At 71.8% G+C, this 18,262-nt stretch carries 18 protein-coding genes; 8 read left to right on the top strand and 10 right to left on the bottom strand.

Annotated elements, in window-relative coordinates; translation table 11 throughout:
• The first annotated feature begins 16 nt into the window (after positions 1–16).
• Positions 17–907, top strand: coding sequence for a diiron oxygenase (locus AB0O15_RS17185; protein WP_364319330.1), 891 nt, complete (start codon positions 17–19; stop codon positions 905–907).
• Here AB0O15_RS17185 and AB0O15_RS17180 read toward each other — a convergent pair.
• From AB0O15_RS17180 to AB0O15_RS17170, 3 genes are read right to left on the bottom strand one after another with little or no spacing between them, the layout of a single operon-like run.
• On the bottom strand, positions 878–1,717 hold the full coding sequence (locus AB0O15_RS17180) for an alpha/beta fold hydrolase (RefSeq protein WP_364319329.1): 840 nt from the start codon (positions 1,715–1,717) through the stop codon (positions 878–880). The genes AB0O15_RS17185 and AB0O15_RS17180 overlap by 30 nt on opposite strands.
• Positions 1,714–2,532: an SDR family NAD(P)-dependent oxidoreductase gene (locus AB0O15_RS17175; protein ID WP_364319327.1), complete on the bottom strand. Its 819-nt coding sequence runs from the start codon at positions 2,530–2,532 to the stop codon at positions 1,714–1,716. The genes AB0O15_RS17180 and AB0O15_RS17175 overlap by 4 nt, the downstream gene beginning before the upstream one ends.
• On the bottom strand, positions 2,529–3,983 hold the full coding sequence (locus AB0O15_RS17170; protein ID WP_364319325.1) for an NAD(P)/FAD-dependent oxidoreductase: 1,455 nt from the start codon (positions 3,981–3,983) through the stop codon (positions 2,529–2,531). The genes AB0O15_RS17175 and AB0O15_RS17170 overlap by 4 nt, the downstream gene beginning before the upstream one ends.
• Before the next feature lie 69 nt (positions 3,984–4,052).
• On the opposite strand from AB0O15_RS17170, the gene AB0O15_RS17165 reads away from it, so the two are divergent.
• A complete protein-coding gene (locus tag AB0O15_RS17165) occupies positions 4,053–5,054 on the top strand; it encodes an AraC family transcriptional regulator ligand-binding domain-containing protein (RefSeq protein WP_364319323.1) in 1,002 nt (333 codons plus the stop codon).
• An 18-nt stretch (positions 5,055–5,072) separates the two neighbouring features.
• Here AB0O15_RS17165 and AB0O15_RS17160 read toward each other — a convergent pair whose 3' ends face one another.
• The 3 genes from AB0O15_RS17160 to AB0O15_RS17150 form a co-directional block, all read right to left on the bottom strand.
• Positions 5,073–5,636 carry a hypothetical protein gene (locus AB0O15_RS17160; protein WP_364319321.1) on the bottom strand — a complete coding sequence of 188 codons (564 nt, stop codon included), beginning with the start codon at positions 5,634–5,636 and terminating at the stop codon, positions 5,073–5,075.
• 14 nt (positions 5,637–5,650) lie between these two features.
• Positions 5,651–6,799, bottom strand: coding sequence for a zinc-dependent alcohol dehydrogenase (locus tag AB0O15_RS17155; protein WP_364319319.1), 1,149 nt, complete (start codon positions 6,797–6,799; stop codon positions 5,651–5,653).
• A 72-nt stretch (positions 6,800–6,871) separates the two neighbouring features.
• Complete coding sequence (locus AB0O15_RS17150; protein ID WP_364319317.1) at positions 6,872–7,816, bottom strand: SDR family NAD(P)-dependent oxidoreductase; 945 nt, start codon at positions 7,814–7,816, stop codon at positions 6,872–6,874.
• Positions 7,817–8,000: 184 nt separating this feature from the next.
• Here AB0O15_RS17150 and AB0O15_RS17145 point away from each other — a divergent pair, with 184 nt between their 5' ends.
• Together AB0O15_RS17145 and AB0O15_RS17140 are read left to right on the top strand one after the other, a co-directional pair.
• The gene (locus AB0O15_RS17145) at positions 8,001–8,426 is read left to right on the top strand and encodes a nucleoside deaminase (protein WP_364319315.1); all 426 of its coding nucleotides are present in this window, start codon (positions 8,001–8,003) and stop codon (positions 8,424–8,426) included.
• A complete protein-coding gene (locus AB0O15_RS17140; RefSeq protein WP_364319313.1) occupies positions 8,423–9,253 on the top strand; it encodes an LLM class flavin-dependent oxidoreductase in 831 nt (276 codons plus the stop codon). Before AB0O15_RS17145 ends, AB0O15_RS17140 begins: the two co-directional genes overlap by 4 nt.
• Here AB0O15_RS17140 and AB0O15_RS17135 read toward each other — a convergent pair.
• Positions 9,239–9,877: a nitroreductase family protein gene (locus tag AB0O15_RS17135; RefSeq protein WP_364319311.1), complete on the bottom strand. Its 639-nt coding sequence runs from the start codon at positions 9,875–9,877 to the stop codon at positions 9,239–9,241. The two genes, AB0O15_RS17140 and AB0O15_RS17135, sit on opposite strands and share 15 nt — an antisense overlap.
• 83 nt (positions 9,878–9,960) lie before the next feature.
• Here AB0O15_RS17135 and AB0O15_RS17130 point away from each other — a divergent pair, with 83 nt between their 5' ends.
• The 4 genes from AB0O15_RS17130 (at position 9,961) to AB0O15_RS17115 (ending at position 14,271) form a co-directional block, all read left to right on the top strand.
• A complete protein-coding gene (locus AB0O15_RS17130; protein WP_364319309.1) occupies positions 9,961–11,160 on the top strand; it encodes an MFS transporter in 1,200 nt (399 codons plus the stop codon).
• Positions 11,161–11,178: 18 nt separating this feature from the next.
• Positions 11,179–12,339, top strand: coding sequence for a histidine kinase (locus tag AB0O15_RS17125; protein WP_364319307.1), 1,161 nt, complete (start codon positions 11,179–11,181; stop codon positions 12,337–12,339).
• Positions 12,332–12,973 carry a response regulator transcription factor gene (locus tag AB0O15_RS17120; RefSeq protein ID WP_364319305.1) on the top strand — a complete coding sequence of 214 codons (642 nt, stop codon included), beginning with the start codon at positions 12,332–12,334 and terminating at the stop codon, positions 12,971–12,973. The genes AB0O15_RS17125 and AB0O15_RS17120 overlap by 8 nt, the downstream gene beginning before the upstream one ends.
• A gap of 62 nt (positions 12,974–13,035) precedes the next feature.
• Positions 13,036–14,271 (top strand): alpha/beta hydrolase, encoded by a 1,236-nt coding sequence (locus tag AB0O15_RS17115; RefSeq protein ID WP_364319303.1) that lies wholly within the window; start codon positions 13,036–13,038, stop codon positions 14,269–14,271.
• A gap of 931 nt (positions 14,272–15,202) precedes the next feature.
• Here the strand turns inward: AB0O15_RS17115 and AB0O15_RS17110 are convergent.
• From AB0O15_RS17110 to AB0O15_RS17100, 3 genes are read right to left on the bottom strand one after another with little or no spacing between them, the layout of a single operon-like run.
• Positions 15,203–16,213 carry a hypothetical protein gene (locus AB0O15_RS17110; RefSeq protein ID WP_364319301.1) on the bottom strand — a complete coding sequence of 337 codons (1,011 nt, stop codon included), beginning with the start codon at positions 16,211–16,213 and terminating at the stop codon, positions 15,203–15,205.
• Positions 16,210–16,656 (bottom strand): DUF4188 domain-containing protein, encoded by a 447-nt coding sequence (locus AB0O15_RS17105; RefSeq protein ID WP_364319299.1) that lies wholly within the window; start codon positions 16,654–16,656, stop codon positions 16,210–16,212. Before AB0O15_RS17105 ends, AB0O15_RS17110 begins: the two co-directional genes overlap by 4 nt.
• Positions 16,653–18,134 carry a phenylacetate--CoA ligase family protein gene (locus tag AB0O15_RS17100; protein WP_364319297.1) on the bottom strand — a complete coding sequence of 494 codons (1,482 nt, stop codon included), beginning with the start codon at positions 18,132–18,134 and terminating at the stop codon, positions 16,653–16,655. Before AB0O15_RS17100 ends, AB0O15_RS17105 begins: the two co-directional genes overlap by 4 nt.
• Positions 18,135–18,262: the final 128 nt, after the last annotated feature.

The following is an 18,262-nucleotide window of genomic DNA, read 5'->3' as shown; positions in this document are numbered from 1 at the left end:
TCAAGAGGAGGACACCGTGGACCGCGAGAAGACCGCCACCCGGTTGCTCCGATCGTCGGCGTCGAACACCTACGACCCCGAGGTCGAGATCGACTGGGACGCGCCGTTCGTCGACGGGCTCTACTTCTGCCCGCCCGAGCGGTGCAGCCTCTACGGCACCGACCTGTGGGACGGGCTCACCGAGGACCAGCGGATCGAACTGTCCAAACACGAGGTGGCCAGCGTGGCCGGGCTGGGCGTGTGGTTCGAGACGATCCTCATGCAGATGCTGCTCCGCGAATACTTCCGGCAGGACCCCACCGACCGGCACGCCCAGTACGCGCTGACCGAGGTCGGCGACGAGTGCCGGCACTCGGTGATGTTCGGCCGGATGATCGAGCGCTTCGGCGCCCCGCACTACCGCCCGGCCGGGCGCGACGACCTGCTGGGGAAGTACGTCGCGAGCACCGCGACCGGACCCCGGATGTACGCGGCCACGCTGATCGCCGAGGAGGTGCTGGACACCTTCCAGCGCGAGGCGATGGCCGACGAGCGGGTCCAGCCCCTCGTCCGCATGGTCTCCCGCATCCACGTCATCGAAGAATCGCGACATGTCCGGTATGCGAGAGAAGAGCTGGCGCGACAGATCGAGCAGGCGAGCAAGCCCCGGCTGGCCTTCGATCGCCTGATCATCGCCAGGACCGCATGGCTGACCGGCCACCATCTGGTTCACCAGGACGTCTACCGGTCGGTGGGCATCGAACCGGCGGTGGGCCGTCGAGCCGCCTGGACCAACCCGCACTTCCAGGAGACTCTTCGCTGGGCGGGGGAGCGGGTCGTCGAGTTCCTGGACGGTCTGGGCCTGATCGACGGCCCGGGCAAGGCGCTGTGGAAGCGCTCAGGCCTTCTTCAGGAAGTCGCGGGCTAACGACGCGAACTCGTCGGCCCGCTCGATCTGCGGCATGTGGCCCGTACGCGGGAAGAGATGGAACTCCGCGTGCGGGAGGGCGGCCCGGGCCGCCTCGAGATGCGCGGCCGGCAGGATCAGGTCCTTCTCGCCCCAGACGACCAGGGTCGGCGGGTCGAGCTCGGCGACCCGGGCCAGGAGGTCGGTCCGCCAGCGCGGATGCACGCCCCGGAACCCGCCGAGCGACTTCGCCGTGGCCAGGAAGTGCGCGGCGTACGAGGGACGGGCGGCGACGCGAAGCCCGAACTCCACCCGCTCGTCGGTGACCAGCGACCGGTCGACGAACAGGCTCCGCTCGACCCGCGTCGAGGCGCGCCGGTCGAAGCGCCGCATCAGCTGCCGGCCCAGCCCCGGGATGGCCAGGATGCGCAGGGCCATGGTGACCTCCCGGCCGAACCCGGCGCTCGCCACCAGGGTGAGCGACCGCGCGATCTCCGGCTCCCGGCACACCATGCGCATGGCCACGGCCCCGCCGAGCGAGCTGCCCATCAGGTGCACCGGCCGTTCGACACCGAGCACGGCCAGGGTGTCCTCGACGCCGGCGGCCAGGCCGTCCAGGCTGGGCGGTCCCGGGAGCGGGTCGCTCAGCCCGAAGCCCGGCAGGTCGACGCTGACCACCCGGTAGTCGTCGTCGAGCCGCTCGTGCTGCGGCGCCCAGTCCTCCAGGCTGCGGGCGATCCCGTGCAGCAGCACCACCGTCGGCGCGCCCGGATCGCCGGAGACGCGGGCGCGGATGCGGGCGCCGTGCACCTCCACCTCGCGTACCGTCATGATCGTGTCGCCAGCCGCATCAGCCGGCCGATCACCTTCATGTGCGAGACCGGCATCAGGCGCGACAGCGCCGTCGGCAGCTTGGCGCTCGAGGCGATCAACACCCGCGCCTTCCGGCGGGCCACGCCGTCCAGGATCTCGGCCGCGGCCTTCTCCGGCGGGTACGACAGCAGCCGGCGGAAGCGCTCCCGCTCGTCACCCCGGATGCCCGCCGGCACGTTGCTGCCGACCCGGGCGTTCTCGGCGATCTTGGTGCGCACCCCGCCCGGATGCACGGTCGTCACCCCGACCCGGCCTTCCAGCTCCGAGCGCAGCACCTCGCTGAAGCCGCGCAGCCCGAACTTGCTGGTGCTGTAGGCGGCCTGGCCCGGCGGCGCGATCAGCCCGTACAGGCTGGAGACGTTGACCAGGTGGCTGCCCTCGACCGCGAGCAGGCACGGCAGCAGCTCGTGGGTGAGCCGGACCGGCGCGCGCAGGTTCACGTTCAGCACGGTCTCGAACTCGTCGATCGTGACCTGCTCGAACGTGCCGCCCAGGGCCATGCCGGCGTTGTTGATCAGCAGCCCTATTCGCGGGTGATTCGCCCTGATCTCCACGCCCAGGGATGAGGCCGCGGCCGGGTCGGAGAGGTCGGCGATGTGGGTTTGCACGGTTCCTTCAACCCGTGAAGCGACCGCTTTCAGCCCGACTCCGTCCTTGTCGACGAGCACCAGTTCGCTGCCGCGGCGCGCCAGGTCGTACGCCAATTGCTCGCCGATGCCGGACGCGGCCCCGGTGACCACCGCGGTCTTTCCCCTGAAGACATACGGATTCATGCGGCTGCTCCTACCCGGGCGCGCTTGCGCGTGAACGTCATACCGCGGCGGATGTCCGCGCGCGGCGAGCGGAACAGGTCGTAGATGTAGTTCTGCTTCACCGTCCACGGGTCGCGTACACCCTGCTGCATGAAGTACGGCAGGGCGCGCTGCACGTACCCGGAGGAGAAGTCGAGCAGCGGGCGCCTCGGCCCCGGCGGGTCCGGCTCCGGCGTCGCCACGGCGTACCCGTTGCGGTCCATGTGGGTAAGCAGCCGCATCACATAGCGGTGGCTGAGGTCGGCGCGCAGGGTCCAGGAGGCGTTCGTGTAACCGATGCAGAAGGCCAGGTTGGGTACGCCGCTGAGCATCATCGAGCGGTAGGCGACCAGATCGCGGGGCCGGATCGGCTTGCCGTCCACGGTCAGCGCGATGCCGCCGAGGGGCAGCAGGCTCAGGCCGGTCGCCGAGACGACGATGTCCGCGGGGATGACCTCTCCGCTGCTGATCTTGATGCCGCGGGCCACGAATCGCTCGATCGTGTCGGTCACCACGGACGCTTTGCCGCCTCTGATGGCTTCGAACAGGTCGCCGTCCGGGATCACGCACAGCCGCTGGTCCCACGGCTGGTAGGAGGGCTTGAAATGCTTGTCCACGTACGCCTCGTCGCCCAGCCGTCCCACCGCGAACTTCCGCAGCAGCGCCTTCACCCGCTCGGGTCGCCGCCGCGCGAGCTGGTAGAAGCCCTGCTGCATGGCCACGTTCCGGGCACGGACGATCTTGTGGGCCGCGCCGGCGGGCAGGCGACGCATCAGCGCCGCGGCCATCTTGTCCCGCCCCGGCAGGATCGTCAGGTACGTCGGGGAGCGCTGCAGCATCGTCACGTGCTCGGCCGTCCGGGCCAGCGTCGGCACCAGCGTCACCGCGGTCGCCCCGCTGCCGATCACCACGATCCGCTTGCCCCGGGTGTCCAGATCGGACGGCCAGAACTGCGGATGCACGAAGGCGCCCGCGTAGTCTTCCCGCCCCGGGAACTCGGGCTGGTACCCCTGGTCGTAGTTGTAGTAGCCGGAACAGGCGTACAGGAACTTCCCGACGTACGTGCCGTTGGTCGTCTCGACCGTCCACCGCTGCGTCTCCGACGACCAGGCGGCGCTCAGCGCCTTGGTGTTGAACCGGATGCGCGGCAGAGCCCCGCCGTCCTCGGCGATCTCCCGGATGTAGGTCATGATCGCCTCGCCGTCGGCCAGCGACCGGTCGTTCCGCCACGGCTTGAACGGGTAGCTCATCGTGAACATGTCCGAGTCGGAGCGGATGCCCGGGTACCGGAACAGATCCCAGGTGCCGCCGAGCCCGCCGCGCGCCTCGAGGACCGCGTAGCTGCGTTCGGGATGGTCCCGGGAAAGCCGCCAGGCGGCGCCCACGCCCGAGAGGCCGGCGCCCACGATCAGAACGTCCAGATGTTCGGCCATATGGTCAGCCTCGTTCACGGGCACGGTGAGTACTTGCCTTTTCACGACAAGTATTTACCCTGGTACGACATGGCGGATGTCGTCCGAGCAGCCGGCCTGCGTGGCCTGCCCGCCCTCGTCACCACCCTCGGTGCCGACGGCGACGCCCTGCTGTCCGGCTTCGGCATCGCCCCGTCGGCCCTGGAGAGCGACGACGCCGTCATCCCGTCCGTGGCCGCGGCCCGCGCCCTGGAGGCCGCCGCGGCCGCCTGCGACTGCGGCGACCTGGGCCTGCGGCTGGCCGGTCAGCAGAACGCGTCGGTGCTCGGCCCGCTGGCCATCGCCATCGAGAACTCCCCGACCCTGGGCGAGGCCCTCGACTGCGCCCGGCGCTTCCTGTTCGTCCACAGTCCCGGCCTGTCCGTGGCCCAGGTCCCCGACCCCGAGTCCCGCCCCGGCGTGGCCGGCATCCGCTACTCCGGCGCCACCGAACTTCCCCCGCAGGTGGCCGACCTCGGGCTGGGCCTGCTCCACCGGGTGACCACGCTGCTGGCCGGCGGCTACGGCCTGCGCTCGGTGCACCTGCCGCACCCGCCCCTGGCGCCCGTCGGCCACTACACCACGTTCTTCGGCGCCGACGTCCGCTTCGACCAGCCCGCCGCGGTCCTGCGCGTCCCGCAGACCCTGCCCGCGACCCCCGTCACCGGCGGCGGCAACGAGATGCTCCGCGAGGTCGCCCTCGACTACATGCGCAGCCACTTCCCCGCCCCCGGCCTCTTCATCAGCGCCCGGGTCCGCCACCTGCTCGCCCGCAGCCTCGGCTCGGGCCCCGTCGACCTGGCCGCGACCGCCCGCCAGCTCCGCATGCACCCCCGCACCCTGCAACGCCGCCTGGCCGACGAGCAGGAAAGCTTCGAAGACCTCCTCGACGACGTACGCCGGGCCGCCGCCCATCGCCTGATCACCCAGACCGACCTGCCCTTGTCCCAGGTCACGGCCATGGTCAGCCTGGCCGAGCAGTCCGCCTTGAGCCGGGCGTCCCGTCGCTGGTTCGGCCTGCCGCCCCGAGACCTCCGTCGCTCGTCCCGCTAGCGATCGCGCGGCGCCGGCCTAACCGCGCCGGCGCGCGCGGTTGATCAGGGCCCAGGTCACGCCGGCCGCCGCGACGTAGGGCGCCATCGCGATGACCGCGTCGAGCGGCTGGTGCCGGACGTCGATGCGGCCGCGGCGGGACGACAGGCCGTGGTGGGTCAGCTCGGCCTTCACGCCCGTCTCGGCGATCACGTTGTCCGGGTGACCGCGGAGCAGCGCCGTGACCCGGCTTTCCGCGACGTCGACCCGGTCGGCGGCGATCAGCAGCAGCCAGTGCGCCGCCCGGGCCTCGCTGAACCGGCGGTACGCGTACCGCCGGATCACCCCGGACAGCCCCTTGGGCGGGCAGGAGGTGCCGAACACCGGGGTGAGAAACTTGTGCTCGATCGAGCGCTCCCGCGGCCACAGCTCCGGCTGGCGCTCCGGGAACTCCCAGTGCGCCCCGGTCGCGCCCGGGTCGTAGATCTCCCGCGGCACCGACGGCCGGTCCTTCCGATCGAGGTCGGCGCCCCAGCCCGGGATCCGGGCGCGCAGGTCGTCGCTCGACTCCGCGAGCTGCGGCTTCTTCGCTGTGTAGGTCATGGTGACTCCGGTCGTCAGCTGGGGGTGGGGACGATCAGCGGCTTGATGCAGCCGTCGAGCTTCGACGAGAAGATGTGGTACGCCTCCGAGATGTGCTCCAGCGGGATCCGGTGGGTCACGATGTCGCTGGGCTTGAGATAGCCGTTCCGGATGTGCTCCAGCAGCCGCGGCCACTGGCGTTTGACCGGCGCCTGGTTCATCCGGAGGGTCAGCCCCTTGTTCAGTGCGTCGCCGAACTTGACCAGGCTGAAGATCGGCCCGTAGGCGCCCATCACCGAGACCGTGCCGCCCTTGCGTACCGAGTCGATCGCCCAGTTGAGCGCGACCGCCGAGCCACCCTGCAGCTTGAACTTGACCGCGGTGACGTGCTGGATCAGGTTGCCGTCGGCCTCGGCGCCGACCGCGTCGATGGCGACGTCCGCGCCGAGGTGCTCGGTGATCCGCTTCAGGTGGACGACGATGTCGTCGTACTCGGCGAAGTTGATGGTCTCGGCCTGGGCGAACTCGGCCGCCTTGGCCAGCCGGTACTCCAGGTGGTCGATCACGATCACCCGGCCGGCGCCCATCAGCCAGGCCGACTTGGCCGCGAAGAGCCCCACCGGCCCGGCGCCGAACACCAGGACGACGTCGCCCTCCTTGATGCCGCCCAGCTGGGCGCCGAAGTAGCCGGTGGAGAGGGCGTCGGTGAGCAGCACCGCGTCCTCCTCGTCCAGCCAGTCGGGGATGATGCTCGGCCCGACGTCGGCGAACGGCACCCGGACGAACTCGGCCTGCCCGCCGTCGTACCCGCCGGTGGTGTGCGAGTAGCCGTAGATCCCGCCCACCGCGGTCGCGTTCGGGTTGACGTTGTGGCAGTTCGAGTACAGCCCACGGGCGCAGAAGAAGCAGGACCCGCAGAAGATGTTGAACGGCACCATCACGCGGTCGCCGGCCTTGAGGTTCCGCACCGACGGGCCGACCTCGTCCACCACGCCCACGAACTCGTGCCCGAACGTCGTACCGACCCTGGTGTCCGGCATGAGGCCGTGGTAAAGGTGCAGGTCGGAGCCGCAGATGGCGGCTCGGGTCACCCGTACGATCGCGTCGTTGGGGTGTTCGATCTTCGGCGGGTTCTTCTCCTCGACCCGGGTGCGGTAGGGACCGCGGTAGACCATCGCACGCATCTGACGCCTCCAGTTGGATTCGAAGGCGGCTACCCCGGCATGTGCCGGACAAACGCCTCGGCCGGGAGCGGGTCAGCTGGACGACAACCGGCGCACCGCCTGGTTCAGGACCGCGGCGGCGGCCACGCCTCCGGTGGCGACGGCGGTGACCTGGCGCCAGGTCGGGCGGCCGGGACCGCCCTCGACGCGCTTGGCCGGGCCGAACACGTTGCCGGGGTGGCGGCTGACCGGCTCCCGGGACAGGCCGAAGCGCCGCATCATCGGCGGGACCAGCACGTCGTACACCCGGGGGAGGGCGGTGAAGCCGAACTCGATGAACCGGTTCGCGGGGCCGACTGAGATCTCGCGGCCGGGCTTGTCGGCCTGGCGCAGGATCGCGGCCGCCACCCGCTCGGGGCGGTCGACCGGCGGCGGCGGGCGGCCGACGAAGCCCGCGTAGTTGGCCGCGCTGGTGTAGACCGGGGTGTCGACGCTGCCGGGGGCGACCGTGCAGACCTTGATGCCGGGCGTCTCGCGGGCCTCCTGGGCCAGCGTCCGGGCCAGGCCGCGCAGGCCCCACTTGGCCGTGATGTAGGCCGACATGTACGGCGCGGTGATGTGCGCCAGCAGTGAGCTGCACAGGATCAGCGTGCCGCGCTCCTGGTCGCGGAACTGGCGCAGCGCCACCCGGGCCACGTTGGCCGACCCCAGCAGGTCGGTGGTGATCACCCGGTCGAAGACCTCGGCGGGTACGTCCTCGAAGCGCCCGTACGCCATCACGGCGGCCGTGTCGGCCCACACGTCGATGTGCCCGAACTCCGCCACCGCGGCGTCCCGCAGCGCCTCGAGGTCGGCCCGCTTCGTGACATCGGTCGGCACGATCAGGGGCGTGCCCCGGCATTCGGCCGCCACCTGGTGCAGGTCGCCTTCGCTCCGTGCGGCCAGCACCAGCCGGTCGCCCCGCGCCGCGAAGGCCTTCGCCGCCGCCCTTCCGATGCCACTGGACGCCCCGGTGACCACTACGACCCGCTCGCTCATGCCTCCCTGATACCCGAGTTTTCCGCGCCCAGTCGGCCGGTTCGCTGCATGATCGCGATCCCGGTGGCGCCGGCCGCCCCGATCACGCCGAGGAAGGCGAACGGCAGCCGCCGGACGCCGCCGAGATGGATTGTCGGACAAAGACAGCGACTGTCGGCAGGATCACCGCCGATAGGGTGGGGCCATGACAGCTGATCCGGAACTGCTGCGGCGAGCGGTCGATCTGGCCACCGAGAACGCGGCGGCGGGACAACTGCCGTTCGGCGCCCTGGTCGTGCGTGCTGGTCAGGTGCTGGCCACCGGGGTGAACACGGCGCTGCGCGACGTCGATCCGGCGGCGCACGCCGAGGTCGAGGCGGTGCGGGCGGCCTGCCGTGCACTGGGGACGCTCGACCTGCGTGGGGCCGAGGTCTATTCGAGCTGCGAGCCGTGCGACATGTGCCGGACGGTCGCGCAGGCCGCGGGCATCGCGGTGATCTGGTACGCGGCCGCGGGCGCCGACATCCCGGATCTGCACTATCCGGCGCCCGCCCCGGCCGCCTTCTCGGCGCTGCGGGGCAGCGTCGACAACCCCAACGAGCCCTTCGAGCGTTATCTGGTGGGACGATGACCAAGCTCGGCATCAACGTCCCGAACTTCGGGCCGACCGCGTCACCGGCTGAGATGCGGGACTGGGTCCGGTTCGCCCAGGAGCACGGCTTCGCCCTGGCCATGGTCTCGGACCACGTCGCCCTGACCCCCGACGTGGCCGAGCTCTACCCGCCGCCGTTCTACGACCCGTTCACCACGCTGGGCTGGATGGCCGGGTACGCCGACGGGCTCGAGCTGGGCACGACCGTGACGATCCTGCCCTACCGGCATCCGCTGCTCACCGCCTCGATGACCGCGGCGCTGCACGACTTCACCGACGGCCACTTCATCCTCGGGGTGGCGGCCGGCTGGGCCCAGCAGGAGTTCGAGGTGCTGGGGCTCGACTACGCCGCGCGCGGGCGGGTGTCGGAGGAGTACGTGGCGACGATCCGGGCCGCGCTGCGCCAGGAGACCTACGGCGAGGTGGCGACCGGGCCGGTCCGGCGTACCCCGATCTGGGTGGGTGGCACCGCCCCGGCCGTGCTCCGCCGCGCGGTCGCCCACGGTGACGCCTGGCACCCGAACAACGCGCCGCTCGACTGGATCCGTGACGTCGGTCGGCCCGCGACCAAGGGCGTCGCGTTCTGCCCGCGGATGCGTGCCCGGGTCACCACGGCCGTGGCGGGCGCCGGCCGGACGCCGGGGACGGGCAGCCTCGACCAGGTCGCCGGCGACTTCCGCGCGCTCATCGAGATGGGTGCCGAGTACGTCGTCCTCGACACCAACCCCGACCATCCCCGCGACCGCCTGCCGGCGGCCGAGGACCGGCGCAACCTGGCCGCGCTGGCCGCGCTACTGCTGGCGTAGCCGGTTGGTGCCGTACGCGTCCCAGTGCACGACCTCCTCGAGCGGCCGGCGCTTGGGTTCCGCCCAGCGGCCCTTCGCCGGGTAGCCGAGCGGCACCAGCGCCATCGTGGTCGCCTTCTCGGGCAGGCCGAGCAGCGCACACGTCTCGGCGTCCCGCACGGAGTGCAGCGTGGTCAGGGTGGCGCCGATGCCGTAGGCCCGGGCGGCCAGCATGAGCTGCTGCACCGCGCCGTAGATGGACGAGCCCAGCCGCGGGTTCTGTGACCGCCCGCCGACCAGCAGCGCCGGGATGATCCAGACCGGCGCCTCCTCCAGGTGCTCGGCCAGGTGCTCGGCCGAGAGGTACGTGCGCCGCGCCACCGCGTCGCCGTTCAGGCTCTCCTCGCGCCGCGTCCCGTACGCCTTCTGCCAGCCTTCGCGGTAGTACTCGGCGATCTGCCGCTTCTTCTCCGGGTCGCGCACGACGATCCAGGCCCAGGGCTGCGCGTTGCCGCCGGACGGCCCGCGGACCGCGGCGTCGAGCAGCTCCCAGATGATCTCGTCCGGGATCGGGTCGGAGGACAGGTAGCGGCGCGCCGGCGTGGAGTGAAGCGCCTCCAGCACAGAGATGTTCTCAGGGGTCATGCGGTTCAGTCTCGCACTTCGGTAAGGACCGACTGTGCCGGTCACCACTGCACTCGGCCGCCCGCTGACCCATGATGGGCTCCGTGACCACCTCGTTCTCGGCCGACAAGCAGCTCGTGCGTTCGGGCAGCGTGGTGGCCGTGGTGGCGATCCTGCTGGCCGCCCTGAACCTGCGCCTCGCCGTGACCAGCGTCGGTCCCGTGCTGGCCGAGATCCGCGCCGGCCTGGGCATGAGCGGCACGGTCGCCGGGCTGCTCACCTCGCTGCCGGTGGTGTGTTTCGCGTCGGTCGGCTTCGCCGCTCCGCGACTCGCCCGCCGGTTCGGCGCGGCCACCGTGATCGCCGCCGGCCTGGCGGTGCTCACGCTGGGCCTGATCATTCGCGCGTACGCCCCCAGCACGGTCTTGTTCGTCCTGTTCAGCGCCGTCGCCCTGGCCGGCATCGCGGTCGTGAACGTGCTGCTCCCGATGATCGTCAAGGAGCGCTTCGCCGACCGCGCCGGCATGCTCACCGGCCTCTACAGCCTGTCACTCAACCTGGGCGCAGCCGGTGCCGCCGCCGCCACGGTCCCGCTGACCGCCGCCCTGCACGACGACTGGCGCCTGGGCCTGGCCGCGTGGGCGCTGCTGGCCGTCCTGGCCGTGCCGCCGTGGCTGGCCCTCCGCTCGCCGCCACCAGGCTCGGCCTCGCCGGGCGGTGCCACGCCGACCCGACATCTGCGCGTCATCCGCGAGCCCGTGGCGTGGGCCCTGGCCGTGTACTTCGGCATGCAGTCGACCTCGGCGTACGTCATCATCGGCTGGCTTCCCCAGATCTTCCGCGACGCCGGCTTGACGCCGTCGACGGCCGGCGTGCTCTTCGCGGTCACGTCCTTCCTGGGCGTGCCGCTGGGCTTCCTGGTGACGTCGTACGCCGGACGCGTACGCAGCCAGAGCCTGATCGCCCTCGCCCTGGGTGTGGCCGGTATCGCCGGGTACGCCGGCCTGTGGTTCGACCCCGCCGCCGCCCCCTGGGTCTGTGCGGTGCTGCTGGGCATCGGCAACTGCGCGTTCCCGCTTGTCCTGACCATGATCACGCTGCGCGGCCGCACCCCCGCGACGGTGGTCCGCCTCTCCGCGTTCGGCCAGGGCGTCGGCTACCTGATGGCCATCCCCGGCCCGATCCTGGTCGGCGTCCTGCACGACGCGACCGGCGGCTGGCGGGTCCCGCTGGCCCTGATGGTGGCCCTGATGATCCCCCAGATCATCGGCGGCGTGCAGGCCGGCCGCGACCGCCAGGTTTGACCGCGTGCGCAAGGATGCGTGACCGTGCGCGTCCTGCCCGAGCCACCTCGCCTGCCGAAACCGGCCGGCGCGGTGCGCGCGTTCTGGGCCAGGCATCCGCGGTTGGTCGACTCGTTCGTCGCCTTCGTGTGCCTGCTGTGGATGTTCGACGACGGCGCCGGGCTCCGGATACCGCAACCGGTCGACCCGACATGGGCGGCGGTCACCCTGATCGTGGCGGCCACGATGCTGGTCCGCCGTTCGAGGCCGTGGTGGCCGCTGATCGCCGTGGCGGCCGGTGGCGCCCTGACGACCGATCACTTCATCGGCGTGGCGCTCGCCTGCGCGCTCTATGTCCTCGCCGCTAACCGGTCCACCGGCGAGGCGGCGCTCGGCGCGGTGCTGGCCGTGGTCGCGCTGACCCCTTTTCCCTGGCGCGGGAACGGGATCGTCTACGCGGGCATCGCGGTGACCGCGGTGGTCCTCGGCGCGAACGTCCGGATCCGGCGCCGGTACCTGCGGGCGTTGCTCGACCGGACGGAACAACTCGCGCGGCAGAAGGAACAGGAGGGGCGGCTGGCGGCGGCCCGCGAACGCACGAGGATCGCCCACGACCTGCACGACATCGTGGCCCACAGCCTCACCGTGATGGTGCGCCTGGCCGACGGCGCCGCCGCCGTGGCCGACACCGACCCGGACCGGGCCCGGTCGGCCGCGGAGCGGATCGGCGGCGTCGGCCGGGACGCGATGACCGACATGCGCCGGCTGCTCGGGGTGCTCCGCGACGGCGGCGACGAGGAGCCGGCCACCCAGGACCTGGACACTCTCGCCGCCACCTTCCGCACGGCCGGCCTTCCGGTCGAGGTCCGCCGGCAGGGTTCGGAGCCGGCGTCACCGAGCCTGCGCGTCGCCGTGTTCCGCAGCGTCCAGGAGTCCCTGACCAACGCCCTGCGCTACGCCGCGGACGCCCGGCAGGTGCTGGTCGACGTCGACTACCGGGCCGACCCCATCGTCATCGAGGTCGCCGACGACGGCCGCGGGTCCGGAGCGGCGCCGTCGGTGGGCGCCCGGCGGGGCCTCGTCGCGCTGACCGAGAGACTCGCGCTCTACGGCGGTACGGTCGACGCCGGCCCACGACCGGAGCACGGCTGGGCCGTACGCGTGACCCTGCCCCAACCCCGTGAGGCAACCGATGGCTGAGACGACCGTGCTGCTCGTGGACGACCAGGCGCTGGTGCGTGAAGGCATGGCAATGGTGCTGGGCCGGGAAACCGACCTCAGGATCGTCGGGGAGGCCGGCGACGGTCGCGCCGGTGTCGACCTCGCCCGCCGCCACCGGCCCGACGTGGTGCTGATGGACGTGCGGATGCCGGTGCTCGACGGCATCGAGGCGACCCGCCAGGTCGTCGCCCACTGCCCGCACACCCGGGTGCTCATCCTGACCACGTTCGACCTCGACGAATACGCCTTCGACGGCCTGCGCGCCGGTGCGAGCGGTTTCCTGCTCAAGGACGCGCGGACGGAGGAACTGGTGTCGGCGGTCCGCACGGTTGCGGCCGGTGAGGCGGTGGTCTCGCCCCGCATCACCCGCACGCTCCTCGACCACTACCAGGCGGGCCCGCCCGCCGCCGAACGCCTGGTGGAGGACCTGACCGCCCGGGAACGCGAGGTGCTCCTCGCCATCGCCCGTGGCCTGTCCAACCCCGAGATCGCCGGGGAACTGTTCCTCTCCGAATCGACGGTGAAGACCCACGTCGGCCGGGTCCTGGCCAAGCTCGGCGCCCGCGACCGGGTGCACGCCGTCATCTGGGCCCACCGCCACGGCCTGGTCTGAGCCGCCGGCTGTGGTACCGCGGGTGGATGGAGAAGCCGTTCGATCTCCGTAGCGTCGAGGACATGAGACGTCGTTTCCGCGCCGCCTTGGGTTGGTTCGTCGCGGTGTTCGCATCCGTCCTGTTGTTCTTCGCCGCCTTGCTCGGCACCGCGCAGACCACCGAGAACGGGTTGCTGGCCTACGCCGTTGCCACCCTGGTCACGCTCGGCTGCGCGGCCGGCGTGGCCCGGTGGTCGGGATGGCGGTCCGCACGCGTCGGCCTCGCGGTTTCCCTGCTGCTGGCGGCCGGGCTGTCCTGGGCCTGGTTCGGGGCGCCGGCAACCTACACCCCGCTGCCCGACTCGCCGGCCATGCGGTACTGGGACCTGCCGACCGGCTCCCGGATCGCCTACGTCCGAACCGCCGGCGACGTGACGCACCCCGAGCCAGTGCTGCTTGTCCATGGTGGCCCCGGAGCCCCGGCCGGGCCCAACGATGAGTTCGCCGGGCGTCTCGCGGCCGCCGGATTCGCCGTCTACAACTACCAGCAGGTCGGTGCCGGCCGGTCGAGCCGGCTCGATCCGCGGGAGTACACCGTGGCCCGGCAGGTGGCCGACCTCGAAGCCATCCGGCTGACGTTGGCGGCCCCGAAGGTGGTGCTGATCGGCTCCTCCTGGGGAGGGCAGCTCACCGCTCACTACCTGGCCGCCCACCCGGACAACGTGGCCAAGGCGATCGTGGCGAGTCCCGGAGCCATGTCGAGCAACTCCTTCAGCGACGGCAGCCTGACCCCGACCGGCGAGACCGACCAGAGCCGCCAGTTCGCGGCGCACCCCCGCTTCGCGGCGACCTACTTCCTGGGCCAGCTGGGCGGACTACCCGCGGCCCGAACCTTGATGTCCGACCACAAGGTGGACGGCCTGTACCAGCAGTTCGTGCACAGCCTCACCATGAGTTCCGGCTGCCCGGCCGCCACCGGGGCCGCCCGGCCGGCCGCCGCGACCGCCGGTTACAGCCTCTGGGTCAACCTCGCCACCCTCGCCTCAGCCTCGAAAGCCGCCGACCCCCGCCCGGCGCTGCGCCACAACCCGACCCCCGTGCTGGTCCTGCGCGCCCAATGCGACTACCTCCGCTGGGAGGTGACCCGCGAATACCGCGACACGTTCCCCCGGGCGACGATGCTGACCATCGACGGCGCCGGGCACACCGTCCTCGCCGACAAGCCCACCGAAACCGCCGAGGCCGCCGTCGCCTTCCTCACCGGTGCCACCTTGCCGGCCAGGCCGTACGCGGCCGCGGAACCACCTTGGCCACGCTGAAGCGCGGGCGGCCCGGGGACGGAGGTCGCGGGCAGGCGGGCCGACCGCACCGGCTCGGTGAGTGGCCGGCCCACCCGGAAGACCGCCAGCGGTGTTGCCCCGACGCGGGTGGTGAGGCGGGCCGCGGTCACCGGGCAGTCGAGGAGCTGGCTCAACGGATGCACGGCCAGGCCGTGCCGGGCCAGGGTCAGCCAGGTACGCATCAGGCGCCGCCCCTCCGCGAGGACCGGCGCGCCCCGCGAGGTCAGGACCAGCACGCTGCCGTCATGGCGGAGCAGGCCACGGCCCGCGAAGGCCAGCAGCGCCGCCACGCCCAGGCGGCGAACGGCCGGCGGGACGTGCAGGGCGGCGGCGAGGAGCCGGGCCGACGGGAGGGACAGGGCGAGCGCCCGGTCGGTCAGGCCGTCGAGGTGGTAGCGCGGGTGGCGGCGGTCCAGGCGTACCCATGAGCGAAGCTCCCGGGTCACCGAAGGGGTCGAGAACATCCACCGGTCGGCCACGGCCAGGTCGGGGGCCAGGGCGCGGCACGGCACGTGGGTCACGCCGGGTTCGAGGCCGGCCAGGAAGGCGGGACTGATGGTGCCGGGGGAGTACGGGCCCCGGGCCACCCGCCGGGACGTGATGTCGTCGAGGGTGAAGGAGGTCAGGTAGGGGCCAGGGGCGGGGATCAGGCGGAGGCGCCGCGGGTCGGACCGGTCGCAGGTCACGGGCAGGCCGGCGGCGGCGGCCACGATCAGGCAGGTTTCCAGGAAGCAGCCGAGGCCCAGGGCGAGATCGCGGCCGGACGGGTCCGAGGCGGGCAGGGCGCGGGCGGGGTCGACGCCGATGACGATCTCGTCGCGGCCGTAGCTGAGGGTCCACGGCTGGGTGTTGTGGGCGCTGGGCGCCCGGCGGTAGACCGGCTCGTACTCGCGGAAGGTTGTCACCCAGCTCATGCGGCACCTCGCTGGTAGAAGGTGTAGCCGTGCAGGGGCCGGCCGGAGTTGGCGGCCGACGCCACGTTGTCGCGTTCCACGAACGTGCTGCGCAGGGTCCGGTAGCCGCCCGCGGCGAGGTTGTGGTGCAGGTGGCGGGTCAGTCGTGAGACGTGGCCGCGGCCCTGTTCGCCGGGGACACAACCCTTGATGACGAGTACGGCCGACCGGCGGTACCGCGACCGGGTGGCCAGCAGCCGCAGTTGGTCGAGCGGGCCGAGCCGGCCCCCGGTGGACATCAGGAACCGCGAGATGTCCGGTACCGCGACCACGAAGGCCACCGGCCGCCCGAAGAGCTCCAGCCACAGCAGCAGGCCCTCGTCGAGCAGGTACGCCAAGCCGTCGGTCTGTTCCGCCAGCTGCGCGGCGGAGATCGGCGTGTAGTACCCGAGCTGCGCGAAGCCGGCGTTGAGCATCTCCCGCAGGATCGGCAGCTGCGAGCCCAGCCGTCGGCGGCTCCCGTGGCGGATGACCATGCCGGGGGCGAGCGGTGGCAACGGCGACGACGAGAACGACGACAGGATCCAGGTGGACGACTCGAAGCGTCGCGTGAACCCGTGTCGCTCGTAGAAGAACGGGTAGTACGGCGGGTTCCAGGCCGAGTCGACGAAGCCGCGGGACTCGAATCCGGACGTGATCACCCCGCCGGTCTGGTTGGGCAGCAAGGCGACCGGCCCGAACACCGGCCCGGAGGTGACCGCCATCAGCGCCTCGAAGACCGCGTCGTCGTCGACGAACTCGGTGTGCCCGAACAGCTGCTCCGGGCCGAAGGCTGGATCGCGGTGCACGCTGGTCCGGCCGACGACCCGGCCGGATCGGTCGCGGACCAGGAAGAACCGGGCGACCCGCCGATGACGGGCGAGCACCGGCACCGGCAGCGGCACGTACAGCGAGCGTGGATGCAGGCGTACCGGAAAGTCGCAGAACTCGCGGAAATCGGCACGGGTGATCACCGGCGAGGCCTTCATGAGCGGTGCACCGTCGGGCCGCTGTTCTCGGTGGACAGCGGCGTGAACGTCGGGATGTGCGCCATCGGCTCGTCGGCGGCCCGCCACACGCCGTTGCTGTAGCCGTGCGGCTCGGCCTGGTAGAGCCGGATGAAGCCGCCGGTGGCGTAGCGCTCGCCGTGGTCGGTGACCCAGCACATCAGGTCGCGGTGGTGCTTGGTGCGGGCGAACCTGAGCATCGCGTCCCGGTCGGCGAAGAACGCGATGGTGCCGAGCGTGAACGGGAACCGGTAGTACACGGTGTGCCAGCGGTAGCCCTTCATCCGCTTCATCCGCCGGATCATCGGGCCCCAGGCGCGGATGGTCCGGAACATCGACAGCGGCCCGGTGTAGCGGGTGGCGCCGACGAACATCGCGGTGGCCTGCCCGGCGGGCGGCGCGGCCGAGAAGTCGGTGGTCCTCACCGGACACCGGCCAGGTACGAGTTCTTGATCTTCCCAGCCGTACCCGCGAACGGGCCGGCGCCGAAATCGTGAACCTCGACCCGCAGATCCCCGGCCGACGGATCCTCCCGCAGCGACGCGGCGAAGTCCCGGCTCACCGACGCGAGATGCCGGAGGATGCCGTCGCGGCAGGTCGTGGCGAGCGAAGCCGAAGGCAAAGCGCCGAGCCGCAGCTGGAGGTGAACCACCGGCCGCACCTCGAGATCGGTCTGCTCGTGCAGCGACAGGCAGAAGCTCTCCAGCAGGTGGGCGTGCGGGTTGCCGCTGTACAGCCCGTACTCGACGTCCTGGGGATAGAGATGCGCCCCCAGGTACGAGATCGTGCTGTCCGTGCGCCCGAACAGGAACAGCAGCGGCAGCCGCATCTCCGCCTTCTCAGCTTTGCCGAGGTGCGCCGCCACCACCGGGAACGGGATCAGCCGGCCCTCGTCGCCGACGTTGTAGCGCAGTCGCGGGTTGCGCACCGCCGTCGAGGTGATCGTGCAGAGGATCTCGTTGTCGGCGGTGGTCTCCAGGTACGTCTCCAGCGGGTTGTACTGGAACACCATCGGCAGCCGGTGCTCGTCGGCGCCGAGCAGCGCGGCCCGCAGGGCGGGATCGGTGCGCAGCCGGCGGCGGACCGCGACGCTGAAGTCGGTCTCGCCGGCGATGCCGATGGTGAGGTCGCTGGCGCCGTACCCGGACCGCACCTTGTCGAAGCGCTCCTCCAGGTAGTCGCGCAGCGCCTCGGTCATGCCCTCGCCGCCGACCATCCCCGAGACGCGGTAGCCGGCCCAGGGGAACCCGTCGGCGTCGAGCGCGTCGCGGAGATGCTTCAGGAACGGCGGGTACGCGGTGACGATGTAGTCGAACCCGGGCCCGAAGTGCCGCAGCGTGTCGGCGATCTTGCCCAGGTCGGGCCCGGTGTTCTTGACCATCGCGATCCGGGACATCGCCGCGCCGGTGGTCGTTCCGGTCGCCCAGGCGCCCATCGAGTACGCGTTGATCACGAACCGCCCCCGCTTCTTCCGCGCAGGAAAGATCATCGTGGTGTACGCCGCCAGGTTCCGATGCACCGACCGCAGCTCGGCCCGGCTCCGCACCCAGTTGAACGGCCGCCCCGACGACCCGGACGACTCGTCGACCACGCTGCCGACGACGTCGATCTCGCCACCGCGGCAGCGCAGGTGCTCGGGGTACCTCACGACGTACCCCTGCTTGTCGGTCGGCGGGAAATCGCTGAGGGCGAGCCGCTTCCGGGCCCTGGAACCAACGAAATCGGCATAGGCCGGCACGTCGTGCGCCGCGACCCGGCAGGTGAGCCACGCGTGCAACCGCGCAAGGCGGCTGAGACCGGGCCGGAACGTCCGGGCCATCAGCCGCCACACGGCCGGGTGGATGCGGTAGAGCGAGGACAGCGCGCTCAGCGCGAGGCCGGTGAACCGCAGGAGAATCAGCACGTCACCGACGCTATTCGCGCCGCCCGGGGCCCGCGTCGGACCCGCTACTCAACCCTGCTGAGTACGCGGCACCAGAACCGCCACCAGCACCACGGCCGGCAGCAGAGCACCCGTGCCTGGCGCGGGTC

Origin of the sequence: Actinoplanes sp. NPDC089786, assembly GCF_040684855.1 — a bacterium.
Classification (GTDB): Bacteria; Actinomycetota; Actinomycetes; order Mycobacteriales; family Micromonosporaceae; genus Actinoplanes.
The sequence above is the reverse complement of the archived record's forward strand: the minus strand, read 5'-3'. Positions and strand labels throughout refer to the sequence as shown.

What these genes read in the sequence shown, in the direction of transcription:
- AB0O15_RS17180 (WP_364319329.1), bottom strand. Translation starts at nt 1,717, where the DNA reads ATGACGGTACGCGAGGTGGAGGTGCACGGCGCCCGCATCCGCGCCCGC.
- AB0O15_RS17175 (WP_364319327.1), bottom strand. Translation starts at nt 2,532, where the DNA reads ATGAATCCGTATGTCTTCAGGGGAAAGACCGCGGTGGTCACCGGGGCC.
- AB0O15_RS17170 (WP_364319325.1), bottom strand. Translation starts at nt 3,983, where the DNA reads ATGGCCGAACATCTGGACGTTCTGATCGTGGGCGCCGGCCTCTCGGGC.
- AB0O15_RS17165 (WP_364319323.1), top strand. Translation starts at nt 4,053, where the DNA reads ATGGCGGATGTCGTCCGAGCAGCCGGCCTGCGTGGCCTGCCCGCCCTC.
- AB0O15_RS17160 (WP_364319321.1), bottom strand. Translation starts at nt 5,636, where the DNA reads ATGACCTACACAGCGAAGAAGCCGCAGCTCGCGGAGTCGAGCGACGAC.
- AB0O15_RS17155 (WP_364319319.1), bottom strand. Translation starts at nt 6,799, where the DNA reads ATGCGTGCGATGGTCTACCGCGGTCCCTACCGCACCCGGGTCGAGGAG.
- AB0O15_RS17150 (WP_364319317.1), bottom strand. Translation starts at nt 7,816, where the DNA reads ATGAGCGAGCGGGTCGTAGTGGTCACCGGGGCGTCCAGTGGCATCGGA.
- AB0O15_RS17145 (WP_364319315.1), top strand. Translation starts at nt 8,001, where the DNA reads ATGACAGCTGATCCGGAACTGCTGCGGCGAGCGGTCGATCTGGCCACC.
- AB0O15_RS17140 (WP_364319313.1), top strand. Translation starts at nt 8,423, where the DNA reads ATGACCAAGCTCGGCATCAACGTCCCGAACTTCGGGCCGACCGCGTCA.
- AB0O15_RS17135 (WP_364319311.1), bottom strand. Translation starts at nt 9,877, where the DNA reads ATGACCCCTGAGAACATCTCTGTGCTGGAGGCGCTTCACTCCACGCCG.
- AB0O15_RS17120 (WP_364319305.1), top strand. Translation starts at nt 12,332, where the DNA reads ATGGCTGAGACGACCGTGCTGCTCGTGGACGACCAGGCGCTGGTGCGT.
- AB0O15_RS17115 (WP_364319303.1), top strand. Translation starts at nt 13,036, where the DNA reads ATGAGACGTCGTTTCCGCGCCGCCTTGGGTTGGTTCGTCGCGGTGTTC.
- AB0O15_RS17110 (WP_364319301.1), bottom strand. Translation starts at nt 16,213, where the DNA reads ATGAAGGCCTCGCCGGTGATCACCCGTGCCGATTTCCGCGAGTTCTGC.